Source organism: Bradyrhizobium sp. 134 (genome assembly GCF_023074155.1).
Classification (GTDB): domain Bacteria; phylum Pseudomonadota; class Alphaproteobacteria; order Rhizobiales; family Xanthobacteraceae; genus Bradyrhizobium.
Genome location: NZ_JADPKX010000013.1, coordinates 1 through 23407, shown reverse-complemented (window position 1 = coordinate 23407; position 23407 = coordinate 1). Strand labels below are relative to the sequence as shown.

At 59.2% G+C, this 23407-nt stretch carries 22 protein-coding genes; 8 read left to right on the top strand and 14 right to left on the bottom strand.

Annotation, left to right across the window (positions count from 1 at the left end):
- Positions 1-659 precede the first annotated feature (659 nt).
- Complete coding sequence (locus tag IVA75_RS05175; protein ID WP_247282075.1) at positions 660-2537, top strand: NEL-type E3 ubiquitin ligase domain-containing protein; 1878 nt, start codon at positions 660-662, stop codon at positions 2535-2537.
- A gap of 570 nt (positions 2538-3107) precedes the next feature.
- Here IVA75_RS05175 and IVA75_RS05170 read toward each other — a convergent pair.
- The 3 genes from IVA75_RS05170 to IVA75_RS05160 form a co-directional block, all read right to left on the bottom strand.
- The gene (locus IVA75_RS05170; protein WP_247282074.1) at positions 3108-3335 is read right to left on the bottom strand and encodes a hypothetical protein; all 228 of its coding nucleotides are present in this window, start codon (positions 3333-3335) and stop codon (positions 3108-3110) included.
- The gene (locus IVA75_RS05165) at positions 3332-3919 is read right to left on the bottom strand and encodes a transposase (protein ID WP_247282073.1); all 588 of its coding nucleotides are present in this window, start codon (positions 3917-3919) and stop codon (positions 3332-3334) included. The genes IVA75_RS05170 and IVA75_RS05165 overlap by 4 nt, the downstream gene beginning before the upstream one ends.
- A gap of 243 nt (positions 3920-4162) precedes the next feature.
- A complete protein-coding gene (locus IVA75_RS05160; protein ID WP_346658403.1) occupies positions 4163-6565 on the bottom strand; it encodes a hypothetical protein in 2403 nt (800 codons plus the stop codon).
- 739 nt (positions 6566-7304) lie between these two features.
- Here IVA75_RS05160 and IVA75_RS05155 point away from each other — a divergent pair.
- The 4 genes from IVA75_RS05155 (at position 7305) to IVA75_RS05140 (ending at position 12850) form a co-directional block, all read left to right on the top strand.
- Positions 7305-8561 carry an IS256 family transposase gene (locus tag IVA75_RS05155; protein ID WP_247282083.1) on the top strand — a complete coding sequence of 419 codons (1257 nt, stop codon included), beginning with the start codon at positions 7305-7307 and terminating at the stop codon, positions 8559-8561.
- A 1431-nt stretch (positions 8562-9992) separates the two neighbouring features.
- A complete protein-coding gene (locus IVA75_RS05150; RefSeq protein WP_247282071.1) occupies positions 9993-10682 on the top strand; it encodes a response regulator transcription factor in 690 nt (229 codons plus the stop codon).
- 73 nt (positions 10683-10755) lie between these two features.
- On the top strand, positions 10756-12177 hold the full coding sequence (locus IVA75_RS05145; protein WP_247282082.1) for a type II and III secretion system protein family protein: 1422 nt from the start codon (positions 10756-10758) through the stop codon (positions 12175-12177).
- A gap of 10 nt (positions 12178-12187) precedes the next feature.
- A complete protein-coding gene (locus IVA75_RS05140; RefSeq protein WP_247282070.1) occupies positions 12188-12850 on the top strand; it encodes a CpaD family pilus assembly lipoprotein in 663 nt (220 codons plus the stop codon).
- A gap of 43 nt (positions 12851-12893) precedes the next feature.
- Here IVA75_RS05140 and IVA75_RS05135 read toward each other — a convergent pair whose 3' ends face one another.
- The 11 genes from IVA75_RS05135 to IVA75_RS05085 all read right to left on the bottom strand — a co-directional run bounded on the left by IVA75_RS05135 (position 12894) and on the right by IVA75_RS05085 (position 21294).
- Positions 12894-13931: an EscU/YscU/HrcU family type III secretion system export apparatus switch protein gene (locus tag IVA75_RS05135; protein WP_247282069.1), complete on the bottom strand. Its 1038-nt coding sequence runs from the start codon at positions 13929-13931 to the stop codon at positions 12894-12896.
- Positions 13928-14749: a type III secretion system export apparatus subunit SctT gene (sctT, locus tag IVA75_RS05130; protein WP_247282068.1), complete on the bottom strand. Its 822-nt coding sequence runs from the start codon at positions 14747-14749 to the stop codon at positions 13928-13930. Before sctT ends, IVA75_RS05135 begins: the two co-directional genes overlap by 4 nt.
- Positions 14750-14760: 11 nt before the next feature.
- Positions 14761-15036, bottom strand: coding sequence for an EscS/YscS/HrcS family type III secretion system export apparatus protein (locus IVA75_RS05125; protein WP_018458364.1), 276 nt, complete (start codon positions 15034-15036; stop codon positions 14761-14763).
- A 2-nt stretch (positions 15037-15038) separates the two neighbouring features.
- Entirely contained in the window at positions 15039-15704 is a 666-nt protein-coding gene (gene sctR, locus IVA75_RS05120) for a type III secretion system export apparatus subunit SctR (RefSeq protein WP_018458365.1), read from the bottom strand.
- Positions 15697-16782 carry a type III secretion system cytoplasmic ring protein SctQ gene (gene sctQ, locus IVA75_RS05115; RefSeq protein ID WP_051113044.1) on the bottom strand — a complete coding sequence of 362 codons (1086 nt, stop codon included), beginning with the start codon at positions 16780-16782 and terminating at the stop codon, positions 15697-15699. Before sctQ ends, sctR begins: the two co-directional genes overlap by 8 nt.
- Positions 16783-16808: 26 nt before the next feature.
- Positions 16809-17342: a hypothetical protein gene (locus IVA75_RS05110; protein WP_247282067.1), complete on the bottom strand. Its 534-nt coding sequence runs from the start codon at positions 17340-17342 to the stop codon at positions 16809-16811.
- The gene (gene sctN / locus IVA75_RS05105) at positions 17318-18586 is read right to left on the bottom strand and encodes a type III secretion system ATPase SctN (RefSeq protein ID WP_276018369.1); all 1269 of its coding nucleotides are present in this window, start codon (positions 18584-18586) and stop codon (positions 17318-17320) included. Before sctN ends, IVA75_RS05110 begins: the two co-directional genes overlap by 25 nt.
- Before the next feature lie 89 nt (positions 18587-18675).
- A complete protein-coding gene (gene sctL, locus IVA75_RS05100; RefSeq protein WP_018458369.1) occupies positions 18676-19296 on the bottom strand; it encodes a type III secretion system stator protein SctL in 621 nt (206 codons plus the stop codon).
- Positions 19293-19925, bottom strand: coding sequence for a nodulation protein NolU (locus IVA75_RS05095; protein WP_157643061.1), 633 nt, complete (start codon positions 19923-19925; stop codon positions 19293-19295). The genes sctL and IVA75_RS05095 overlap by 4 nt, the downstream gene beginning before the upstream one ends.
- 13 nt (positions 19926-19938) lie before the next feature.
- Positions 19939-20805: a type III secretion inner membrane ring lipoprotein SctJ gene (gene sctJ, locus IVA75_RS05090; protein WP_018458371.1), complete on the bottom strand. Its 867-nt coding sequence runs from the start codon at positions 20803-20805 to the stop codon at positions 19939-19941.
- Positions 20806-20814: 9 nt separating this feature from the next.
- Positions 20815-21294 carry a nodulation protein NolB gene (locus IVA75_RS05085; protein ID WP_247282066.1) on the bottom strand — a complete coding sequence of 160 codons (480 nt, stop codon included), beginning with the start codon at positions 21292-21294 and terminating at the stop codon, positions 20815-20817.
- 185 nt (positions 21295-21479) lie between these two features.
- Here IVA75_RS05085 and IVA75_RS05080 point away from each other — a divergent pair, with 185 nt between their 5' ends.
- The 3 genes from IVA75_RS05080 to IVA75_RS05070 all read left to right on the top strand — a co-directional run.
- Complete coding sequence (locus IVA75_RS05080) at positions 21480-22175, top strand: nodulation protein NolW (protein WP_247282065.1); 696 nt, start codon at positions 21480-21482, stop codon at positions 22173-22175.
- Positions 22176-22768: 593 nt separating this feature from the next.
- Complete coding sequence (locus tag IVA75_RS05075; protein WP_247282064.1) at positions 22769-23050, top strand: transposase; 282 nt, start codon at positions 22769-22771, stop codon at positions 23048-23050.
- Between the two features lie 168 nt (positions 23051-23218).
- Positions 23219-23407, top strand: a 189-nt coding sequence (locus IVA75_RS05070) for a hypothetical protein (protein ID WP_247282063.1), incomplete at its 3' end; no start/stop codon positions are given.

The following is a 23407-nucleotide window of genomic DNA, read 5'->3' as shown; positions in this document are numbered from 1 at the left end:
GTCTCGGCCGCATCGAGTTCCTACTGGTCAACGATTAGACAATCGAAGCCGTCGAGGCGAGAGGAGCGTGGGTCGCGACAAATCGCGCCGAGCAGGTGGCTTTTGGACGAGACCGTCGACCGCGATAAGGGCATGTCCGACAGCCACCGCGACATGGGTCTTACCGCTGTCGCTCGGGCCGAAACCCAGGATGTAATCAAACACTCGATCTGATCCGCGAGAACTATGCGGATTTTCGGTCGACGAATGGCATCGGATGTCGTCAGCAGGGGACGTTGCGCGAGTGAATGGATGCGGCTCCATTGATAGGGCCGTCGGCACACTGGCGTCTTGTCCTGCGGCTCGTCAGCTCATGGACAGCTAAGCCTGCTATGGTGAGACGCCGCTGCCTGGACCGCCAGATCCAGTTTGATCTGCGGAGGAGAATGGGATGTGCCCTTGATGGATGTCAACCAATTGGACGACTCAAATTTCGCGAACGTACTATGATCGGCTGCATCTGACCGCGAACGAATGGGTAGCGTGTTCGGGCGGTCCTAGGTTGGCAAGCCCGGTCTTGGAGCCTGCTTTATCATGTCTCGGTACTCACTCAGTAGCGATGGCGATCAAGGTAGAGAACCGCCGCTCCGGCGCCACTTCCTTCATTTAGAAGAAGAATTATGCATACAGAACAGACCCAGCGAAGCGCCCGCATTGATTCCGAAACTTCCGAACGTGGGCACCGGCAAAGCTGCCTGTGCGGTCTCACTCAGGCTGCAGCACAGTGGGTCGAAGCCTTGAGGGTGGCCACCGGCCCTTCCCCGGCTCAAGGACAGCTGGAAAGCTGGGTCGCCGAACCGGGACAGGGCGAACAGGAGGATCGGCGAGAGGCAGTAAGCCGAGTGAGAGCCTGGCAGGAAGTGGCTGATGTACACGTGCCGCTGAATCTGGCATCTCTGGCGCTAACCACTTTGCCCGTCCTGCCGCCAGAGATGCAGGGGCTCTCTATCATGCACAATCGGCTGAGTAGTTTGTCGATCGAGGGCCAGGCCAACCTCCTCTGGCTCGACGCCAGCAACAACCTGCTGACCAGCCTGTCCGACGCTTTTCCGGCCGGACTTCAAGATCTTAATGTCAGCGGCAACCGGGTGAGCGGCCTGCCTGCCGCCTTCCCGGCTGGGCTCCGTCGGCTCAACCTCAGCAACAATCGGTTGACCAGTCTGACCGATACCCTACCAGCAACGCTTCAGCAGCTCGACGCCAGCAACAACCAAGTGACCGATCTGCCCGAAGCCTTGCCAGCTGGGCTCCGTCGGCTCAACCTCAGCAACAATCGGCTGACCAGTCTGACCGATACCCTGCCACCAACGCTTCAGCAGCTCGAGGCCAGCAACAACCAAGTGACCAGTCTGCCTGCCGCCTTCCCGGCTGGGCTCCGTCGGCTCGACCTCAGGAACAACCAACTGACCAGCCTGCCCGAGACGTTGCCGACGCAGCTGGGCTCGGAATGCCGCGTTCAGCTAGAAAATAATCCGCTGCCGGAGCGGGTGCTAACGAACTTGGCGTCAACCTTGAATAGCCAGGACTATGCCGGACCGCAGATCTTCTTCTCGGTGCATGACGGGGCGGCGCAAGATCAAGCGCGGCCTCTGTGCGAGGCGGTCGCGGCTTGGCTCCCAAACGAACCGAACACAGCAGCGCTCTGGCGAGCCTTCGCAGAAGAGCCGGGTGCTAAAGAATACGCTCGCTTCCTCGATAGGCTACTGGACACGGTGAACTCTAGCAATTCCGAGTTCCGGGTGGGAGTGGCAGACGATCTGCGGCAGGCGGCGATCAGGCCGGGATTGCGCGCCCAGTACTTCCAGTCGGCCATTGGAGCAAGCGCGAGCTGCCAGGATCGCATCACTTTGGCTTGGAACGACATGCAGACCGCACGGCTGAACGCTGATGTCGAGGAGGGAGCCTACGACGGGCGCCTCGACAAGCTCGTCGAACAAGGCCGGGTCATGTTCCGTTTGGGCGTGCTGGACGGGATAGCCCGAGACAAGGTCAGCTCGCTCCGGTTCGTCGACGAGATCGAGGTCTATCTCGCATATCAAGTCAAACTGCGCGACCGGCTGGACCTGAAGCACATCGCCCCAGCCATGCGCTACTTCGGTGTGGCTCACGTGGACGAACATGACCTTGCCACCGCCGAGGCCGTCGTGCGAAGCAAGGAGGCGGCGGAATTCGCCGACTATCTGGCAACGAGCTGGCAACCCTGGGACACGGTGCTGCGCCGCATCGCGCCCGAAGCTCATGCAGAGATGCAGGATCGGCTCGTCGATGCGATGGGTGAGGAGTTCGAGAGCCGACTGACGGAACGGCTCACTGATCTTCATCTGAACGGCGACGCTGACGCCGAGCGGCAGCTCGGGGCCAAGATCCGCGACGAGATCGCCCGCGAGATCAATGGCGCGCTGACGCGCCAAGTTCTCGGGGAACACGGCCTCACGCTGCAGCCGGCCGCGCCAACGCAGGTCGCGAGGGGAGACGGCGGGCGCGGTCGGGGATCGTAGCGGTCGATGTTCGGAACAACAGACTCGGCTCTCATTGTGTGATCCACGCTTACGATCACTCCCTCTCTCGAAGTATGTTGGGCCAGACGAAGCGCCGGCGAGGCTGCCGACATGAGTGTTCACTGATGACACTGATTGATGGTCACGAACAGCTTGGTCGGGCTGATGGGATCGACAGGAAATTCCATTTGAACCTGAGGATTGAAACACCCGGCCGGGCGGTCGGAGTGAGCAGCCGAAAGGGTGGCCGCGGGACGTGGATACGCCTGGGTCATTCGCTGGACGTGGGCACCGCTGATCTGTAATCTGTCATTCGGCCCTTTAATTGCAGTTTGTTGTCAAGCTTACATTTCTGAACTCGCCCACGGCACAGTGGTAGTGCTCGCGCCGTCGGAGCTGGTCCGGGTTGCGGAGACGGCGCGGGCGCGGCTAATACGTGCTTTGCCGGCCAGGCATTGGATCGCCCGGGGTTGTTGATGTCTTCGCTGGGGTCATGGTCCTTTCCGAGGTCGCGGAGCGCCTCATGATGATGTCCGGGTCGGGCGCCTCAACGTCTGCAGCGGAGTACAGTCAAGCCGCCACCAGCCGAATGAACGAGGTCGCCACAACACCGTCCCAGCGGGACATCGCCAGTCCGGCAGACCGGACCAGGAACTTTACATGATCGGATGAGGCTTCCTTCGCCTGGCCCCAGTCGAAAGATGTGCCATCGACCCAGATACAGTGAAGAACGAGGGCGATTTTGCGCACGATGGCGACCTTTGCCTTTCGCATGCCAATCCGCTTGGCGAGTTTCATGCCCCAAGCCTTGAGAGAGGACCATTTCTTTGTTCGATAAAGCAGGACGGTCGCCGCCTCGTACAGGTAAGTTCGGAGAAGACGGTCGCCCCATCCTTGCCATTGATGTCAGTTTCGCCAGACTGGTTGCGTCGAGGCGTAAGACCCAAATAGGCGCCCACGCTTGATGCCGATCGGAAGCGCGATGGGTCGTCGATCGTATGGCGGAAGGTCAACGCGGTCACCACGCCGACACCAGGAACCGTCATTAGGCGGCGCGTCGTCTCATCCGACTTCGCCAATTGGCGGACTTCGTCGTCGAACTTGCTTTGCTGCTTGCAGATCTGCTCATGGATCGACAGAAGCGGCGCGATCACACCGAGGAGCTGATGATCCTTGCCCAATAGCTCGCAGACCTGATTGCGAAACCGCAGTCCGATCGCGCGTGGGAAGAGCAAGCCGTATTCTTTGATTAGACTGCGGACCTGGTTCTCGATATCTCGACGTAGGGCGCTAAGCACGGCGCCGCAGACACTTACGAAGCGATCGGCGATGGGATCTCGAACACAAATGCGCAAAACTGCTTCATTCACGATCTGAAGCATAGCCGGATCCTAGGCTATTCGGACCCGGCCATCGCAAGCGCGGCGACAAGGGCCGCGATGCTGTTTTTCAAGCGAACGGAAGTCGGGGTCTCCACGCTCCCGATCGAATTTCAGTCGGACCCGTTGTCGATCTGTTCGAGGAGCCCGCGCCGGCTTCGATTTCATCGAGGATTTCCTCTCGTTGATAACGGTCTGCTTGATGGTGTCACCACAGTGACGCTCTGGCGTGAGACACTCAGGTAACTACATCCTGAGGCGCGCGAACTGCATCGACGCATGCTCCGCCTCGCGAAGGGAGTCGCATGGGACGATGCTCAACAACGACTTACAGAACGCAGGCGTGAGCTTGCCGCGGTGGATCACAACGTTCTCGTGCCCCGTGGCGGCTCGAGCGCTCTGCCATTGCCGATTGTAGCCGCGCTGTTCATTGGACTTCACGTGGCAAGCGGCGAAGTCGGCGCCGCCCAGCGTGGCCAACTGCCAGGCATGTACCGGCAGCTTGGTATGGATGTGCACCCACATCGGATTTGGCATCCTACCACTGCGCAGCGCCTTGGGCTGCAGCTTGACCTCGAACAGCGTCGCTGGCTCGCTCTTCAAGGCGCGGGGTGGATCCACAGACGCAAGTTCTTCGGCCGCCTGCAATTGTTCAAGGTACTTCTGCGACGGAAACGCGTACGTCTTCATGCAATCGATCGTGATCGCCGCCTTTCGTGCGTTCAACGAGTTTGCCTGTCCCTGAACCTCGGACAACATCGTCTTAAGTCGGACTATTTTTCCGTGCACTTCAGGCAATTGCGCATGCGTGAGTAGGCCATGTCGGCGGGGCTCCTCCAGCGCGGCTACACAGTTCTTAATCTCGGCGGTCTGCGTCTCCAGGCGCTTAAGGACGAGATCCACGACGTGGTCGGCGTCCTCAGGCTTCATCTGGCGCGCTTGCGAGACGGCGCTTTGCTGAGCCGGCAGATCGAACTGCAGCAGCTCGTCCAATCGCTTGAGTAGTCCCGTCAGTGCGTTCCTGGAGGGCGGAGCCTGCCACATCGCCAGGTGCCCGGTCGCCGATGATGACGCCCTCGCGCGTGCCTCCTCCGCACTCGCGAGTTTCTTCGTACCCAGATCCGAGAGTACGATAACCTTGGCAGTAGAGGCTGTGGCAGCGTCGGGCCTAGCGAGCTGCGGCTCGCGCAGCCCGGCCGTTGAACTCCCCTCGCGTGCGGCCGGTGCGCGCTTGCCTTTCCCCTTCCTGCGCGCCGCGTGGTTCTCAGCCGCTAAGTCGGTCTTTTCCGATATCGCAGTCTGGGCAGGCGGCTCCACTTGCCTCTTTGGCTGCACTGCCAAAAGTCGCGTGACTTGGTGCGCGGTGACCCATGCACCTTCCACGATCTGGTCCAACTGTTCCAATGGAAGGTCGGCATCCGTTCTAGCATCCCTTAGCCTGGCAACGATACGTTCCACCTCTGAGGCAAATTCCGAATGCCGTTCCATGACTCCTTCCAGAACGGTGCAGTGCTCTGCGTCGAGTGGCTCTCCGTCCTTGTTCAGAACGGCTTTGTACGTCGAGACGAATGCCGGAAAAGCATCCTGGATATAGGTCCCGAGCAGACGCACCCGCCCGTTCTCATCCATGAGGGCGTCCCTCACGGCTGGTTCAAACGTGCTCGCCTGAGACTCAATCAGAAGCTTCGCGAGCTTAATCCGCGATTCCAGATACAAGCACCCATCATAAAGTGCCGAGCCGGTGTGCAGGCGTAGTGCGGCTTCGTTGGCCTTCCGCATCTCGGGCGTCGTGCTTGGCAAGTTGGCAGTGGTCTCGCAGGCGGACTGCATCCGTTCCGAGCGCAACAGCTTCTTTCCCCACCACTCGATGACAGGCACATGGTCCTTCACCATACTGGAAGCCACTCGGCTCAGCTGGTCGGGGGTAGCGTTGGATTTCGAAATCCGCTGGAACAGGCCTGCCGATACCTGTCTGCGCTCTTCTAAGGCGAGGATAATCGCCGAGGCCACCATGTTGCCCTGACGCCCCGCCTGGAGCACGGCATAGCAGTATTGACGGGCCTCGGCGTCGGACAGAATGCTCGGCGCCACGGCCGGGCGCAGGCTCGCGTAGTACTCCAGAACTGCCGAGCCTGCTTTGACGAATCGATCGCTCAGCTCTAGCGCCTCCTTCAGCTCGGCATCCTCGCCCGGCTGACGGCAAGCGGCATAGTCCTCACGCAGGCGGTCCATGTGTCGCCTTGTTGCGTTGATTTCTTCCTCTGACGAGGAAATAGGGACTGCCACACCGGAAGTTGGCGGCTGGCTGGCGACCGGCGCCGTGTCTCCACCCTCGGACACTGAGGGAAAGCCGCGCCGCCGCGCAGTGGCTCCACGTGGCGCAGCGGCTGCACGTGCCGCAGCGCCTAGGATTCGATCTGGGCCAACGGAGGGACCGGAAGACCTGTCGCCAAGGGCATCGTCGGCACCGCGCGCCGTGCTAGCGGAGGGCGTCCCTCTATCTTGGGGCCCAGAGCGCATCCGCTCCACGACGGAATCGAACGATTGACTGCCTTCCCCAGGGGCTAGACTTGAGTGCGAGCGTGAACTGCTCGATCCGGCTCCAGCATCTGCAGTGCGCGATCTTCCAGATCGGCCAATGCCCGTCATATTCCATCTCCAATCAAGTCGAGAATGCGCAGCCTGTCTGGATAGACAGACTGGCTGACGAGTAGCTGACGAAGGGCGTTTTTCCGGTTGCACAGGAAACCCACATCGCCGTGGATCGTGGTCGAGTAGCTAGGCCATTTGGCTTTGCCCTCACACATCCGGGCAGACGGCTTGGCGAGTAGGCCGGCGGAATCTCACTGCCGGGCTCTCATGGATCCCCACGTGAGACTCTCGCGTCACTGGGCTCCCATTAGGCGAACGAGCTGGGTATGCCGACCTTCCATTGTGCAAAAACCCGGGACGTTCGCGAGATAGCCGTTCGAGAACGCGGCCGGTCTTGGCCTTGCGACCCATAAAGCGTTTGGACCTCCGCATCATCCAAGCCTCGATTGTCTGATTGACGTATCGAAGGATTGCCACAGAGGCGCCTGCCTGAATCGACCGAAATATACAATCCCCGGCCGCAGGAGTGGATTGAGCTGCCGAGCGATGTCACCATTGACACATGGGTCGTTTTCGGAGGCACCCGCATAAACTTCACCGCCGAAGCGCTGAGCCGAGGCAGAAAACTGCAAAATGCTGAGGCGTTTTGTGAGTTCTTTGCCCGTCGCGGCCGGAAGCGGTAGCCAGGAAGTCAAACTTGACGTTCGAAACCGGGCATCTGTCACGCGCGACGAGCACTATCCGGCGCGAGCGCTTCCTTCAAGTTCACTACTGAATCGGCCCCTGCAATAGCGAAATACCAGTCGGTTCCAGCCGCCTTCATCATTCCGAATCGCCTTGTCCCACAGCCAATCTTCGAGCCGGAGCGCGGCAGCTTCTGGCGCAGGCCGTGGAGATCGAAGTCGAGACGTTTCTTGCCACAGTGAAGGATTTGAAGCTTGCCGACGGGCGCGCCCGCGTCGTGCGGCATGGTTACGGCCCGGCCCGAACGATTGCGACCGGCATCGGGCCGGTCGAGGTCGCGCGGGCGAAGATTCGGGACCGCGGAGCGGCGGGTGACGGCGAGCGGATCCGCTTCAGCTCGGCGATTCTGCCGCTGTGGGCGCGGCGGACCAGGAGTCTGGATGCGCTCTTGCCGGTGCTGTACCTGCGCGGCATCTCGACGGGCGATTTCCAGGAGGCGCTGACGGCCCTACTGGGCAGGGACGCGCCGAACCTGTCGCCGGCGGTCATCTCCCGGCTGACGGCCGAGTGGCAGGGCGAGTATGAGCGCTGGCAAAAGCGCGATCTGTCGGCGCGACGCTACGTGTATGTGTGGGCCGATGGCGTCTTCCTGCAGGCACGCATGGAAGACCACGGCGAGTGCATGCTGGTGCTGATCGGCGCGACGCCGGAAGGCAAGAAGGAGCTGATTGGCTTTCAGGTCGGCGTCCGGGAGAGCACGCAGAGCTGGCGTGAGCTCCTGATCGACGTGAAGCAACGCGGGTTGCAAATCGCCCCGGAAATTGCCGTTGGTGACGGCGCGCTCGGCTTCTGGAAGGCGCTTGACGAAGTCTTTCCCGGCACGCGGCACCAGCGCTGCTGGGTGCACAAGACCGTGAACGTCCTGGACAAGGTCCCGCTCTCGGTGCAGGCCAACATGAAGAAGGATTTGCGCGAGGTCTATTGGGCGCCGAACCGGGCGGCCGCCGACGCGGCGATCGATGTCTTCGCCGAGAAATACCGCGCCAAGTACGGCCGGGCGGTCGAATGCCTCGCCAAGGACCGCGACGCGCTGCTGGCCTTCTACGACTTCCCGGCCGAGCATTGGGATCATCTGCGCACGACCAACCCCATCGAAAGCGTGTTCGCGACCGTGCGGCACAGAACCGTGCGGACGAAAGGATCGCTGTCGTCAACGACCGCCAGGCTGATGGTGTTCAAGCTGATTATCGCCGCATCAAAGACCTGGCGGCGGATCAACGGCACAAATCAGTTGCCGAAGGTGATTGCAGGTGTCAGATTCAACGACGGCATCGAGGTCATCCACATGCCGGCAAACCACGCCGCCTGATCGCCTCGTCACCCAAAATTCCGCATAGCTCCTCCAATGCGCCGGCCAAGCACTCTGCGGAAGACTTATTGGCCGTCAAGCTCTCTAGGACCGGGGCGCTTCGGCTCAGACGGGACAACTTGCAGACGCGCGGTCATGCACCATGCGATTTCCTGAGCAAGTCGCCCACCGATTGCGAGATGCTGCACATTCTGATCAGACGTAGAATGTCGATCAGAACAACATTTTTCTCACGTCCGGATGGAGCCAAACCGACATTGCTGGGCGAGTGACCATGACTGGGTTTGCTAGTCCAGAAGAGTCGGTGCCCAATGTGAGCCTTGCAGGAAGACGCCGTCATGCAAAATCACCAAAATCATCGCTCACCCTACCAGAGCTGTCAGCGACAGATTGCGTTCGGTCATCAGAGCATCAGGTGCGACTAGGAGACTGAGACACAGACCTCAGAGGTCTTGTCACTATCCAGGATGTGAATGCAATCTATCCAAAGAATTGATTTCACACTTCATGTGCTGCCGGGTAGGGAAAGCGCCGTGCATCACGCAACGTCGTAGGTTTGCTGTCGGCAAAGCTGCGATGAGTACGTGATCATGGACACCGCGATCGGATTGTAGGCACGGTTTTGCCCGGTGCGGCCAAGTTCATGTCACCCCCCGTCTTTGGATTGTCCGGCCGTTGAGCATTTCTTTCCAAAGCGTCTCGGTGATTTTATAAAAGTCAACAATAGGAAGGCGCGGCAGGACGGCCTCGTTATGGCGTTCTCCAGCTGAGCGTAGCCGCGCTTGGCCATCACTGTCGCTCCGGTGATCGGAGCACGAAGGAGGCTCACCTTTTTGGCCGAATGAGGAAGTTCGTTGCTCAAGCACGGAACGCCTGCCGGCGTGCGAGGCTTTGCAAATTGAGGGCCGCGATGCAAATCGCATATCATCGCTGCTCCCGCATCAAACCTGCGGCCGTGCGGCTGCGCTCGCCATCGGAAGCATCGATCGTGATGAGGAGATTTAGATCCAGACCATGGAACGGCATTGTCACTAATCCGCCATGTGAATGCATCGAACCAAACCATCGATTTCACCAATCAATGTGTTCTCGGCAATCATCTCGACTTCACGATGTCGGCGACAACTGCCGCGATTGTTCCGGCGCTGAGCGGGTGCTGCCCGCCTATCGATGCATTGTATTGATTGCCGCCTACGCCCCGATGGAAAGAGCACATTCGACGTCACCAAGATTCACGCGCGCCACGTGAGACAGTGAACAACGCCAGTCGAGCTCACAATGGAATCCCGATCCAATATGCGATTCGCCTGTACCGCAGCTCTTCGTCTATTCCGGATTCCAATGCTTACGCGGAGGCCGGACTGTTCAATTCCGCTCGGGGGTGGCGTGACGTGGTGGGTGTCTTGGCGTTACTTGATAGGAGGTCCTGGAATGCGAACGCTACTCGTTGATCATGAGAGGGACCCTGCGCGCGTTGTACAAGATGCGCTCTCCGATTGCGGTTTTGCCGTTGACGTAGCGTGCACCCTGGACGAGGCCGCCGCCGCTTTTTCTTGCGCCAGCTATGACATTCTCTTGCTCGAGTTGGTTCTACCGGATGGAGACGGCTTGGATTGGCTGAAGCAGTTGAGACGTGACGGACATTCGATGCCTGCCGTGATGATGAGTAACTTCAATGAGCTCGGTAGGCGGATAGCGCTATTTAATGGCGGTGCGGACGACTTCCTGCCCAAGCCCGTATCTACTGATGAACTCATCGCACGAATGCGCGCTACTCTGCGCCGGTCAACGCAAATGACGGCCCCCATTGTTACCTTTGGCAATCTACGATTCGATTCGATCGGTCGGCAAGCGACGGTCAATGGTCGACCACTGACAATTGCCCGCCGCGAGGTGTGCATTCTCGAACATCTGCTCAGCCGCGCCGGCCGCACCGTGGCTCGTGCGTCATTGGAAGATAGCCTCTATGCATTTGACGACGAGGTCTCAACCAATGCGCTTGAGGTCGGAATCTATCGTTTGCGCGGTCATTTGAGTCGGTCCGGTGCGACGCTACGGATCAAAACCGCGCGCGGGATCGGCTACGTCCTTGAATTGAAAGGCGCGGCATCGACCGCGTAGTTAATTGAACTTGAAAGAAAAGACCATCTTGAGCATCATTCTTGACAAGCATGCTGGCGTCACTCGAGGATCGATCGCCGCCAACGGCCTTTCGTCCACATTTCTTCCTTGTCTTTGGCAGCTTTTGTGCGTGGTCATCCTGCTATTCCCGGCTGCGGCCGTAGCTCAGATCAAGCGGGATGATGGAAGTGGGCCGCAGCGTACGGCTGCCGACGGCATTAGCGCAACGCTGACCCTTTCCTCTTCGCTAGGTAAGACGATTCACCTGCCAGCGCCAGCCGCGAGCATCTTTGTCGCAGATCCTACGGTCGCGGACTATCAGGCACCTTCGAACAGGACCATCTTTGTTTTCGGCAAAAAATCCGGTCGGACCACCTTGTTCGCACTGAACGAGGCCGGGGAGGCTCTCGCTGAGCTGCGTGTTGTCGTCACCCAGCCGATCGAGGATCTGCGCGCCACGCTGAAAGCCCAGGTCGGCGACTATCCCATCCAGGTAAGCTACACCCCGCGCGGGGCCATCCTTAGCGGTACGGCGCCCAATGCGGAGATCGTCGATATAGCCATGAAAGTGACCGAGCAGTTTCTCGGGTCTGGTGCGCTCGTCGTCAACAAGATTCAGGTGGCGGGGTCATTGCAGGTGAATCTGAGCGTGCGGGTGGCGGAGGTCTCCCGGAGCGCCATGAAGGAGCTCGGCGTCAACCTCTCCGCTTCCGGTCAAGCTGGCCCTTTCACTCTCGGCTTGGTCAGTGGCAGTGGTGGTGGATACGGCGCGGCGCAGGGCGGCGGTACGGCGAAGATGGGGGTCAACACTGGCCATGTGAACGTCAGCGCTATGCTCGATGCACTGGCTCACGAGCGCCTCGCTTCCGTACTTGCTGAACCGAACCTCACCGCAATGTCAGGCGAATCCGCCAGCTTCCTCGCCGGCGGCGAATTTCCCATTCCGGTGTTGCAGGACAATCGGCAGGTCTCTGTCGAGTTCCGTCACTTCGGCGTCAGCCTGGAGTTTGTGCCGACCGTTCTCAGTAACAATCAGATCAATATCCGCGTGAAGCCTGAAGTCAGCGAACTATCGTCACAAGGTGCTGTCAACATCAACGGCATCTCCGTGCCGGCTCTCTCCACCCGGCGTGCAAACACGGTTGTCGAGCTCGCCAGCGGCCAGAGCTTTGCAATTGGTGGGCTTATCCGGCGCAACTTCAGCACTGAGATCACGACTTTCCCTTGGCTCGGCGACGTTCCGATTCTTGGTGCGCTATTTCGCTCATCGTCATTTCAACAGGATGAGACGGAACTCGTGATCATCGTCACGCCTTACGTCGTGCGGCCAAGATCGAACTCGAAGCAGATGAGTGCGCCCACCGACCGCATCGCTCCGCCCTCAGACCTCGCGCGCAGTCTGACGAACACATTGGCAACGCGCTCGCCTGTTCGCGGTGCTCCCCCGATAAGCGTACCAGGCGCGACAAGGGGCACCGGCCACACCATCGAATGAGGATCGACCAATGAGATTACGATTCGTGCGCCCCTTCATCGGTCTGACGGCCAGTCTAGGTGGCTGCGCAAGCACCGCGCCGACTTACCTCGAGCCGACCGCGCAAGCGATCTTGGTTGAACAAGAGAAGAACGTCTTACTGTTACAGACCCTTGGAGGGCCCGAACGGCAGCGTCTGCGTTACTTCGTAGCGAGTACCAGTCGCGGTCGGTACGACACGCTCCATCTTGATATCGTCGGCTCACGTCGGCTCGGGGCGCAGATAGCAGCTGAGGCCCGCGCAGTTGGCGTCGACGCTCACAACATCCGCCTGTACGGTCCATTCATCGATAGGCGTGATGGCTCTGCCGCCCGAATCGAGGCGATTACGTACGAGGCGCGCCCTCCAGTTTGTCCGTCGATTGCGATCGTCGGCCCTTCAGTGAACGACAATTCTTTCGATCCGACGCTTGGCTGCTCCATCCGCAACAACTTGGCCGGCATGGTCAACGATCCGCGCGACTTGATTGACAATCAGGCCGTTGTGCCGAGTGATGGCAATCGTGCGGCCATTCCCGTTGCCACATACAAAACCTTCGCGACCGGCAGTAACAGCAACTTGGGTATGGCTAACAACAAGCTGCCGTCAGATCCCACGTCTGCCGGCACCCAGACCGTGCAGCCCTCTCGATAGCGAGAACATCAGTCATTCGATGCGACCTCATTCACAACACGAACTAGACTTGGCCGGCGGCAAAGAGTGCTTTTGCGACAGCCTCGAAGTACTGGATAGGAATGGAATTGCCAAGGCTAGTGTTGCGGATTAGCTCACGGACCAGGACGTGATCTTCGACGATACTGAGACGAAGGCGCCTCGCTTCATCAAAGAGCCGTGAAGCCGCCTCCCCGTCGCCGCGGCAAACCAGGACCGGGACGCCCGTTTCGCCACGGATGTAGCGTACCCCGACCAGCAGCTCGCGCCCAGTCAAGATCAATGTCGCGCGACTCACGCCGAGAGGAGACTCGCTCGCCTGCTCCCGCCGAAGGCGTCGGTGTTCGCGTTTGACCTCCGGATTGCCTTGCTGCTCCTTGTCCTCGCGCTTCATATCGCTCTTAGTCATGCGCATGCCGCGCAAGAACAACCAACGCTGGATGAGGAGATCGACCAATCCGCCGATAAGAAATGCACCACTTGCAATCCCGATCAACAGTTTCACTTGAATGAACACGAACTCGAAGCAGCCCGTGCCGCAAACCGGCAGATAGACCAGTGTCTTCCACGCGCCGACAACGACGAGGACAAAGATCGCGCCGAGGCAGAAGACCTTGAACAAGGTCTTGCCAAGCTCGATGAGGGAACGCAAAGAGGCGATGCGCTTCAGTCCGTTGATGGGATCAATGTTCTCGAATTTCGGCGTCATCGGCTCGGAGGAGAACACTAATCCACCATTGGCTAGGACCGTCGTCAGAATTGCGCAGGTGACCATACTCCCGAGAAGCGGGCCAACAATTCCCAGTGCAAATTTGGGCAAGACGCCGAGCGCAAGATCGACCGCAATATTGAACGGCTTATCAAGCAGCTTGTCAGTCAGCATGAGCGCTTCACGACATTTGTCGTAGATGGAACTCGCTTCTAACCAGACATAACCGAGACCGGCGCAAGCGCTGAGGGCCCTGACTAGATCCGTGCTATGCGGAACCACGCCTTTCTTGCGCGAGTCGCTTAGCTTCTTTTCAGTGGGGGCGAGCGTTTTCTCTTCGCTCGTGTCGCTCACTTCAGTTTCCTCTCAAGCCTCTCCAGCTCTCGGCTCGACTGCATGATTTCCGCTTGCATGTATTCGATGAGGTAGAGCGTATAAGTCACCATGACGATCGCAAAACCTATATTCTTGATCGTCAACGATAGGTCCCGCGGGTTGAATTGCGGCGCAAAGCGCCCTAGCAGAAGCGCTGATATGTCGGCCAGCAAGAGGAAAGCTACCACAGGTCCAGAGACCAGGACGGCGGTACGTATGATGCTGTCGAGCACGCCCCACAACTCCAGCGTCCCTCGCATGCTCAGCGTGGGTCCAAGCTGATAAGCCGGCCAAACCAGATAGCTGCCGTAAAGCCCGCTGATCATCGTTTGCAGGCCCCCCGATACGACGAAGATCGTGGTCGCGGTGGTCCCGATAAGAAGTCCCGTCGCCGAAGCCTGACTGCGTGTCGCGGGATCGGCGGGAGTGACCACGCTGCTGATGCCCCGTTGCGCGTCGATGAACTCGCCGACGGCCTGAAGACTCCAGAGGGGAATACTGAGGAGGGCGCCGATCAGTAGGCCGACACACGTCTCCTTAAGACCGAGTAGCGCGATCTTGAGCAGACGAGTGTCCGGATCTAGCTCCTTCAGGCCATCGGCGATGTGCGCCAAGTATGGTAGTTCGAGCGCGACGGCAAGGCAACCGCGGATCAGGCCGCCGATCTGCGGACGCGTAAATACCGGAAGCACCAGCATGATGCCCACGGGGCGGGCCGCACCAAGGCCGGCAGCAACGACGAGTTCGATGGTCGCCTGGATCAGACTTTGCGTGTCGCCGGTTGACAGATCATACATGACGGCTGCTGCTAGTAGCCCGTCGTGAGCGCGGGAAAATCAGTAAAGATCTGCTTGGCTTGTTCGATGAGCGGGGCGCTCAGCACCGGAGCAAACAAACCTATAATCCCAACAATGACCAAAAGCTTCACAGTCAGTGGCAATGTCTGATCCTGGATCTGCGTTGCCGCCTGGATGATGCCGATGATGGTTTCGGCGACCGCCGCTGCAATGAGCGGAGGCAGAACCCAGGTCATGAAAAGCACCAGTGATCGGCTCATAAAAGGGAGAATAGTGGCCTCATCCATGCTCACCCTCCAGGTGTTGAATAGCTCAGCACCAGCCCGTGCATAAGCCGCGACCAGCCGTCAATCGCCACGAACAGAAACAGCTTGAAAGGAACTGAGATCACTGTCGGAGACACCATTGACATGCCCATGGCCATCAGAATGGTCGTTACGATCAGATCGATAGTGATAAACGGAAGGTATAGTAAAAACCCGATTTCGAAGGCACGCTTGAGTTCTGAGATTAGAAAAGATGGGACGAGAATGACAAAATCATCGGCTGTCGCTCTGCCGCGCATCTCTTCCGGCCAGACACGCTCGGTCGAGGACAGGAAGAAGCCTCGCTGTTCTTCATTGGTGAAGTTCTTGAGATAGCCTCGCAGCGGCTCCTGCCCCACTTTCGCGGCGGCTACCCAATCCTCGAGCGTTTGATAGCGGAGCTGCAGATCGGCGACTCGATTGTAGCTCTGCTCAAAGACGGGAGCGCTCGTGAAGGCGGTGAGCATCAATGCTGCGCCGTATAGAACGATGTTCGGTGGAATCGATTGGGTCCCAAGCGCATTGCGAACGAGGAAGAGAACGACAGATACCTTTACGAACGCCGTGGTCGTGACGACAGCGAAGACCAACAAGCCGAGCGCGGCCGTGACCGCAAGAAGCGGCAGTATTGCTGGTTCAATGTTAGTCATTGCCCGCTAACCCGCCACGCAGTCTAACGCCGAGCTCGTCCCCAATACGTACTATGTCGCCACTCCCGATACGTACGCCGTTTGCAAGGATATCGACCGGGCCGTCGACCGGCCGGCCAAGTTCGAATACATATCCTTTGCTGATGCTTCTCAGGGCTCCCAGCGTGATGGGCCATCGGCCGCATTCAAAGACAAGCGAAATCTCAATATCGTCGAGATCGGCTTCCGAAGGCGACTGCTGTAAACCGGGCAGTGTCGTCATATGCGCATACTCCAGAGGGCGCGGCCGCAAGCGAAACGGTCCGTGCAGAATCAGGCGGGTGCCAGTGACATCTGCCGCGGCCCATAACGGGCCGGCAGTGAGGATGATCTGACCGCGGGCGAATGGCATTACATCCGGCAACAAAGCGTCGCCCTCACGTGTTTTGCGAAGAAGCGAGGCTGACGCCCGGAGGGAGCCGATCTCTCCTGCAATTGTAACGGGTAGCTGTGCGGGGACCTCACACAACTGTCGCGGCAATTGGCCGAGCAGCTCGCCTAAGGCGCGGAACGCCGGCGGTATCGGTCCGTCAAGAGGCGAGAAAAGAAATAGGCGACCTTTGCCCCTGACCGGACCGTAGATGATGTCGAGTTCGATATAAGGCCCGTTCTTCTCGGCCTTTCCAACATGAAGGAGTCGCAGTTGCTGCTCTGTCTCAGTCTCCAGGTGCGCGAGCAACGATTCAATTGCAAGTTCGAGAACCAGCGAACGACTTGGCTCGGAAAGTAAAGCTAGGCCACTCTGTACTGTCGAGATCAAGACCTCCGCAAGCGCATGCGGTATCGACAACACGAGCGCATCATCACCGAGGCGCCAAACGCAATCGAGCATCGACAGAGCCGGAGGTTCCTCCTGCCACACAAGTCGTTCCAGTCGCACCGATAGCGGCTTGTCGCAAAGATTACTCCGCAAAGAGGCGGAGGGCCGCACGTTTCTGTTGAGCCATGAGACGAGACTCTGGGTTAGACGCTGGCTCGGCTCGTACTTCGCGTATGCGTTCGCGCGAGTTGCAGGAGGCGACTGTACAGGGCAGCGCATTTGGTTCCCAACTGGACTAGCGGTCATCAAATTGAACCGCCCGCCACCAGCGTGGGCAAACCCCTCCCATGGCGAAGCAAGACTTCATCATCAGCCTCTAGCTCGGCTGTTACTTCCGAATGGGTATCGGCCGCACGCCGGACGTCGGTCTCGATTTGTCGCCATTTATGAGTCGCTGCGGAACGCTTCGCCCAGTGCGCACGCCTCTCGGATGCCGCTGTCTCGGCCTGCTTTTGAGTGATACGCGCCTCCTCAAGTGTGCGGCGTTTCGAGCTGATCTCAATCGCTAGCCTCTCAAGAGTGAGCTGGCAATGATCGAGTTCAACGACGGACAAGGTACCGACCGACATCAACTGCTGGTAAACCTCCGCCTGGGCCTCTGTATGATGCTTTTCAGCAATTCCAAGTTCCTGCCATGCGTGCTCCGCGGCCGAGGTCGCGATATGACGCTTGGCTTCCATATTGGACAACTCACTACGAGCACTACGCTCGCGCATATCCTTCACTTGCCGCAAGCTCGAAACGTGTATGCAACTCATGCGGTCAGACGGCACATCCATGTGACGGTTTCCTCAAAAGTGGACGCATCGTTTTCACCCTGGCGTAAAAACTCGCGCAGATCATCGATCGAAGCGACAGCTCGGTCCGTCAGCGGATCGCTGCCTTGCTTGTATTCGCCAACCTTGATCAAAAATTCGGCCTCTGCATGACGGGAGATAAGATCACGGAAGAGGGATGCTGCCTTGCGATGCGGTGCAGATACGACGGCATCCATGACGCGACTGCGGCTCGACAGTACGTCGATGGCGGGGAAATGCGCCCGCGCCGCGAGAGAGCGTGAAAGAACGATATGACCATCGAGAATGCCACGCGTTTCCTCGGCGATTGGATCGCCCGTGCCGTCACCTTCCACAAGCACGGTATAGAAGGCGGTGATTGAGCCACGCTCACTCATACCAGCGCGCTCCAGCAAACCTGGCAACATTGCAAAGACAGAGGGAGGAAAGCCCCGGCGAGTCGGTGGCTCACCGGCAGCAAGCCCGATCTCCCGCATAGCGCGGCTAAATCGCGTCAATGAATCCATCATCAGAACGACGCGCAGGCCTTGATCGCGAAAATATTCGGCGAGCGCGGTTGCCGTATAAGCACATTGCGCTCGCTCCGTCGCTGAGCGATCGGAGGTCTCAACGACGACGACCGTGCGGCGGAGGGCAGTCTCCCCAAGATGCCGCTCGATGAATTCACGCACTTCGCGTCCACGCTCGCCTATCAGCGCAACCACGGTCACGTCAGCGACCGCGCCTTTTACGATCTGCGACAGTAACGTCGACTTGCCGCCACCAGGCTCTCCATAAATGCCGATGCGTTGGCCCTCGCCGCATGTCAGAAGACCATCCAAGACGCGAACACCGAGTGGCAGAGGGCGAGCGATGATGCACCTCGTCATTGGATTTGGCGCTTTGCCGCGCAGCGGGCGCGTCTCCATGGCTTTGACTGCGCCCTTGCCATCGAGTGGACGGCCGAAACTGTCGATCACCCGGCCAAGCAAATTGGGGCCGACCGGCACTTCGTGCATTCGGCCAGTGGCAACGACTTCTGCGCGGCCGGACATGCCTTGCAGGTCACCGATCGGCGTCAGCAACACGCCGTCCTGCAACAGACCGATCACCTCGGCCTCAAGCGACCATCCGGTGCGCGGATCCTTGAGCACACAAACTTCTCCAATACGAGCATCCGGCAAGACTGCATGGATCAACGTGCCGATCGCACGCGTGATCCGCCCGCGTACGGCACGCGTGTCCACATGGCTTGCCGTAGTTCGCAGACGCGCCAGCGCCGCGTGCAGAGTCCCATCTCCATCAGGACAGCTATGGTCTGGTCTCGGCGCCGTCACTATTCGTCTGCCTCATGATCTAACCCAAGCCCCAAACGCAATGCGCGGAGCTGCGCGTCAAGTCCGAGATGGATATTGCCAAATTCGCTCCACAGCACGCATTCGTTCGCTGACAGCGCCGGGTCCGGAATAATTCGGACTTCCGGCCGGTCCTCCCGTCCGTCGCAGGCAGCAAATTCGCGCGTAAGCGCATCAGCATCCATGGGGGACGCATGAAGGGACAGTTTCGGCCCGCCATATCTGTGCGAAATCGTGTGACGAACCGTCCTCACCAACATCTCGCCGGGATCGAAATCGCCCAGTAGATCAGTTACGATGTCCATCACGAGCGCTGACAGTTCCTGCTCCAGAACGGCCTTTCGTCGTGCCACTTCCGAGGCAGCCTGCGCGACCAGCTGTGCCATTTCCTCGGCGCCGGCCCTCACCCCCTCAGCATGGCCGCGCGCACGCTCCTTCTGATAAGCTCTGCGCGCCCAGCCGCGAACGCGCTTCAGATTGCGCTCGGCCACGGCACGCGCCTCGAGGGCGCTGTGCCAAATCTCGAGATCCCTCGCCGCTATGAGTGGCCCAAGGGGGCGGATCTGCGGAGCGACGGGCGGCGCAGTTTCGTCGTCTGTCATCCCGCTGGGGCCTCCCTCGCCAAATGGGCCAACACCGGCGAAAACAATTGGCCCGCGGCATCGCGGTGTTCAGTCGCCGGATTGTCGGCGGCCGTTCCGACAGCTAGGCGTAGAAGCACGCGGCGGCAATCAAGCGTTGACGCTTCATCGAGCCAAGCGCCGAGGCAGGCATGTCCATCGTCTTCAATCCCTAGCGCGAGTTGTTGAGGATCAGCAATTAATCTGGTCGAAACCGCATGCGCTGCATGTCGGATCCCGAAAGCCAGCACCTCGGTGCCGACGTGCTCGACCAGAACGGCGACATCATGCTTTGAAACCAGCCTTGTCAGCGAACGGGCATGCCAAATGCCGCCGGCGAGGAGGGCAGCCCTGCTCGGATCATGCCCGAGGAGAAGGTCTGGCCCGAAGTCACCTCCGTTCAAGCCCAGTTCATCTTCAAGCAGCAACGCTTGCAGTCTTATCTGCAGCCTAGGACTCTTCTGCAGTCGCACCAACGTCGCAGACGAGAGGTTCGCGTCAAGTCGCGCGGCAAGGCGGGTCGGATGAATCGTGGCAGCAAGCTTACGAATACCTACAGAGGCTAGTTTAAGCGGATCATGCCGCTCGGCAGACGGATTCGGTCTCGTCATGTCGGATACCACACTACGCCGCATTAGGCTTAATCGCTTTGCGAATCATCTCCATAGCAGAGACAGCCGAGCGCCCACCGACAGCGCTAACTTTCTGAGATGATTGCCTGCGCTGACGCCCACGAGCGCTCAGCAAGACGCAGGACAGCACGCCGAATACAGACCCGCCGAGACCCATGGCAACCGCAACCAATGGCGTCGAAATGACTCCAGATGCTTGGGCGAGACCAGCCGCAGCCGCCGGTCGCGGCTCTAGTGCGGGCCGCTCGACTGAGACGAAAACAACAGCCACCTTGTCATAGGTTAATCCCTCGATGCTGTTGGCGACGAGCATTTTAATCTGCGGCAGCAAGATTGAGAGATTTGCCCTCGAGTCATGTCGGATGAAAACCGACGCCGAAGATGGCGTGGTGTCACGTCGCAACAGGTCGTTCTTTGGCAGAACAACGTGGACGCGCGCCGAGAGGACACCATCGATATCACTGATCGTGCGAGATAATTCCTCGCTCAGCGCATAGACGTAACGGGCGCGCTCCTCGATTGGCGAAGCAATCAGACCCGCCGCGCTGAACACTTCGCCTAGACTCTTGAAAGCGTGGCGCGGCAACCCTTCGCCATTCAGCAGGTCGATTGCGGAAGCAATCTGAGTCTGCTCGACCTGGATCGTGATAGTCCCGTCCTTAGCAGCAACGCGGAGCGCATCGACCCCGTTCTTGAGGAGGACCGCAAGCATCTCATTGGCCTCACGCTCCTGAACTTTCGTGTAGAGATCGGCTTTGCAACCAACCAGGGCAAGCAGGAGCGGCAGCAGAGCCACAAGTTGAAGCCGCTTGCGGAATGGGCGCGCCTGATCGCTTTCGCGATCGATTAAACCAATCATTTGCCCCACTCAGCCCGCCGATATCAGCTTATTCAGAGATGAACCGAGGCTACCGATACCATTTGAAATGAGTGTTACCTGGATGACGCTGTCAGAAACATCCTTCAGATTCGCCAACATCGCCTCGAAGTCACCTGCGCCACTGGGGGCGCCCGGCACACCTGCTTCCGCTTTGCCGGGTTGCAGCAAAAGGGGCTCCGACGTCGACCCGGTCTCCGCACCTTTTGGAACTGCATTGACCGGATACATCGCAGAAAGATTCTGGAGGATGCGATCGCCCAGCGGGCTCGCCTGTGTTGTTGCACGCGATACCTCGGATGTCGACGGAACCGCCGCCGCTCCCGTTACTGGAGGCGCAAGGTCTTGAACCGAAGCCGCTTGCAAGAGACTCTGCTGAAACTGGACCTGCTCGTCGACCGCTGTTGCCGAACAGGCCTTGGACAGGCCTTCTAGATTGTGAGAGATCGGCGCAGCGCCTAACATCATCATGGAAAGACTCGCTCTCATCGAGATGTGATACGACCAGCCGTTCAAGCCGATTAGCGGCTCAATGTCCTAGACAGGCCAGCTGACGACAAGCTGACGAGTTCGCCCGCACATCGCCATCTAAAGATCACGTTTCGCGTTCACGTACCGAACGTACTCCTGTTAGTTTAAGTCAAAGAGAACCATGAATGCTCATCCGATCCATAATCCCGCACGTTTTGAACGGAGTTCTGTGTGTCGCCGTTTTCGTTTCCGGCGGAACACAGATCGCGCGCAGCGCTCCCCTGTCGCTGCCCTCGACCCCTTATCGATATACGGTTCTGGATCAGGAGCTTTCTGCCGCGCTGCAGGAATTCGGCAACAACCTCAATATTAAAGTCACCATCAGCGCCGAGGTGAAGGGTCGGATTCGCGGGCACATGCCGGACTTGCCACCGCGCGAGTTCCTTGATCATCTGACTCAAGTCTACAATCTTCAATGGTATTACGATGGGCTCGTGCTTTACGTCTCTACCGCAAAGGAAGCGCAAACTCGTCTGCTTCTGCTAACTTCAATCAGCTGCGACGCGCTCAAGGCAACCCTCGATGCGCTCGCCATTTCCGACGAACGCTACATCATGAGATCGGCTCCGGGAAATGGCCTAGTCCTTGCGTCCGGTCCACCACGCTTCATCGCACTCGTGGATCAGACGCTCAATGGTCTCGTGGCGGAGGCGCAGGCGCGACCTCGCTCCATCGAGATGCCGTCTCGGGAATCTGTGCTGATGTTATATCGCGGCGCCTCCGCGACGATCGTTCGGGATGGGCGAACTGAAGCCCCGTACTCTTCAGACCTGCCGCGTCAGGAGGGTACCTTGCCTGCGCAAGGGCCGGGCCCAAGATGATACCGCTCAATCAGCCGTTACGCGGGGTGTGCAAGGAGGCTGGACCGATCGTCTGATCAGACGCCGCACAAGCAGGGCGAGACGAACGTGTCGTAAATCGGCTCCAGAACACGAGAATTGTCGCTGCGCGACCTTGTCCACCAGTATCGGGATATCCGGTGGTAGTGTGCGGGAGGTTCTGCAAAAGCTAGCGGCTGAAGCGGTCATAGTAAATCCGGTGCTTGCGAAGATCACCGCCCCTAGCGGAGCAAGGCCACCAAAACCGTGACGAAGATTAGGACGGATGGCTCTACCGTCAAACAGCTTATTGCGTCGGAAAGGGATCCTGAAACCGCTAATCCGGGGTGCGGTGCAGGAAGCTCTCGAAGCCACGATGGCGGAGGCGCTGGGCGAGGCGCGGCTGGGCTATCGCTCCGGCTACTAAACCCGCTCGCTGATCACCCCGGGTGAAGGTGCCGCAGGACCGTCAGGGGCGGTTCTCGACCAAGCTGTTCAACGCTATCAGCGCTCGGAGAAGGCACTGGTAGCGGCGCTGGCGTTCGGACAGCAGTCTTGAATGGCCCCGGTTTTGCGACTGCACCGCATTTTGCGGCTTGGACGGGTTAACACCGAGGGCACAGTCGAGCGGCGGGAAAGAAAGGCTCGGGGCAGTATCAAAGCCTGAAAATCGGCAACTACGGACGCACTTGATCGTTGGTGCGACCTCAATCATCAAGCTTGGCAAGCGAGGCTCGAAAGCCCCGCTCTGGATTCGGACCATGCTGCAAAGACGGGCCGTCAAGCTCATAGCGGTGGAGTTCGCCAACAGCTTGCGCGCACCATATGGGCCTTGCTGGTCAGACGCGGCATCTATCATGCGTCGCGTGCAATGCTGAAACCTAATCTTAAGAAGTCTCCGGCGGAAGAAGAAAGCTGCCGAGGAGGCAAGGTGCAAATCTGGATGAACCCCGAATGACGACATTCCCGGTCGCAATCAGACCGCCTGGCTTACTGCGCTTCGAGCGCGAGAAATTGATTGGCCGATTGCTTCCGCGGATATCATCGTGGCCAGCGGCCGGGCGCCGCGTTTACAGGTCGAATATATGACCGCACCGTCATCCCTTGTTCGACCAGAGAACGATCTTGCAGCCCGGGCCAATGGTATGGACCCCGCCCTTGCGGCGGTGGAATCTCAAGCGTCAACTGCAGCGAAGGAGGATGTTATGCAGGTCGTTCGGATAGGTCTAGATCTG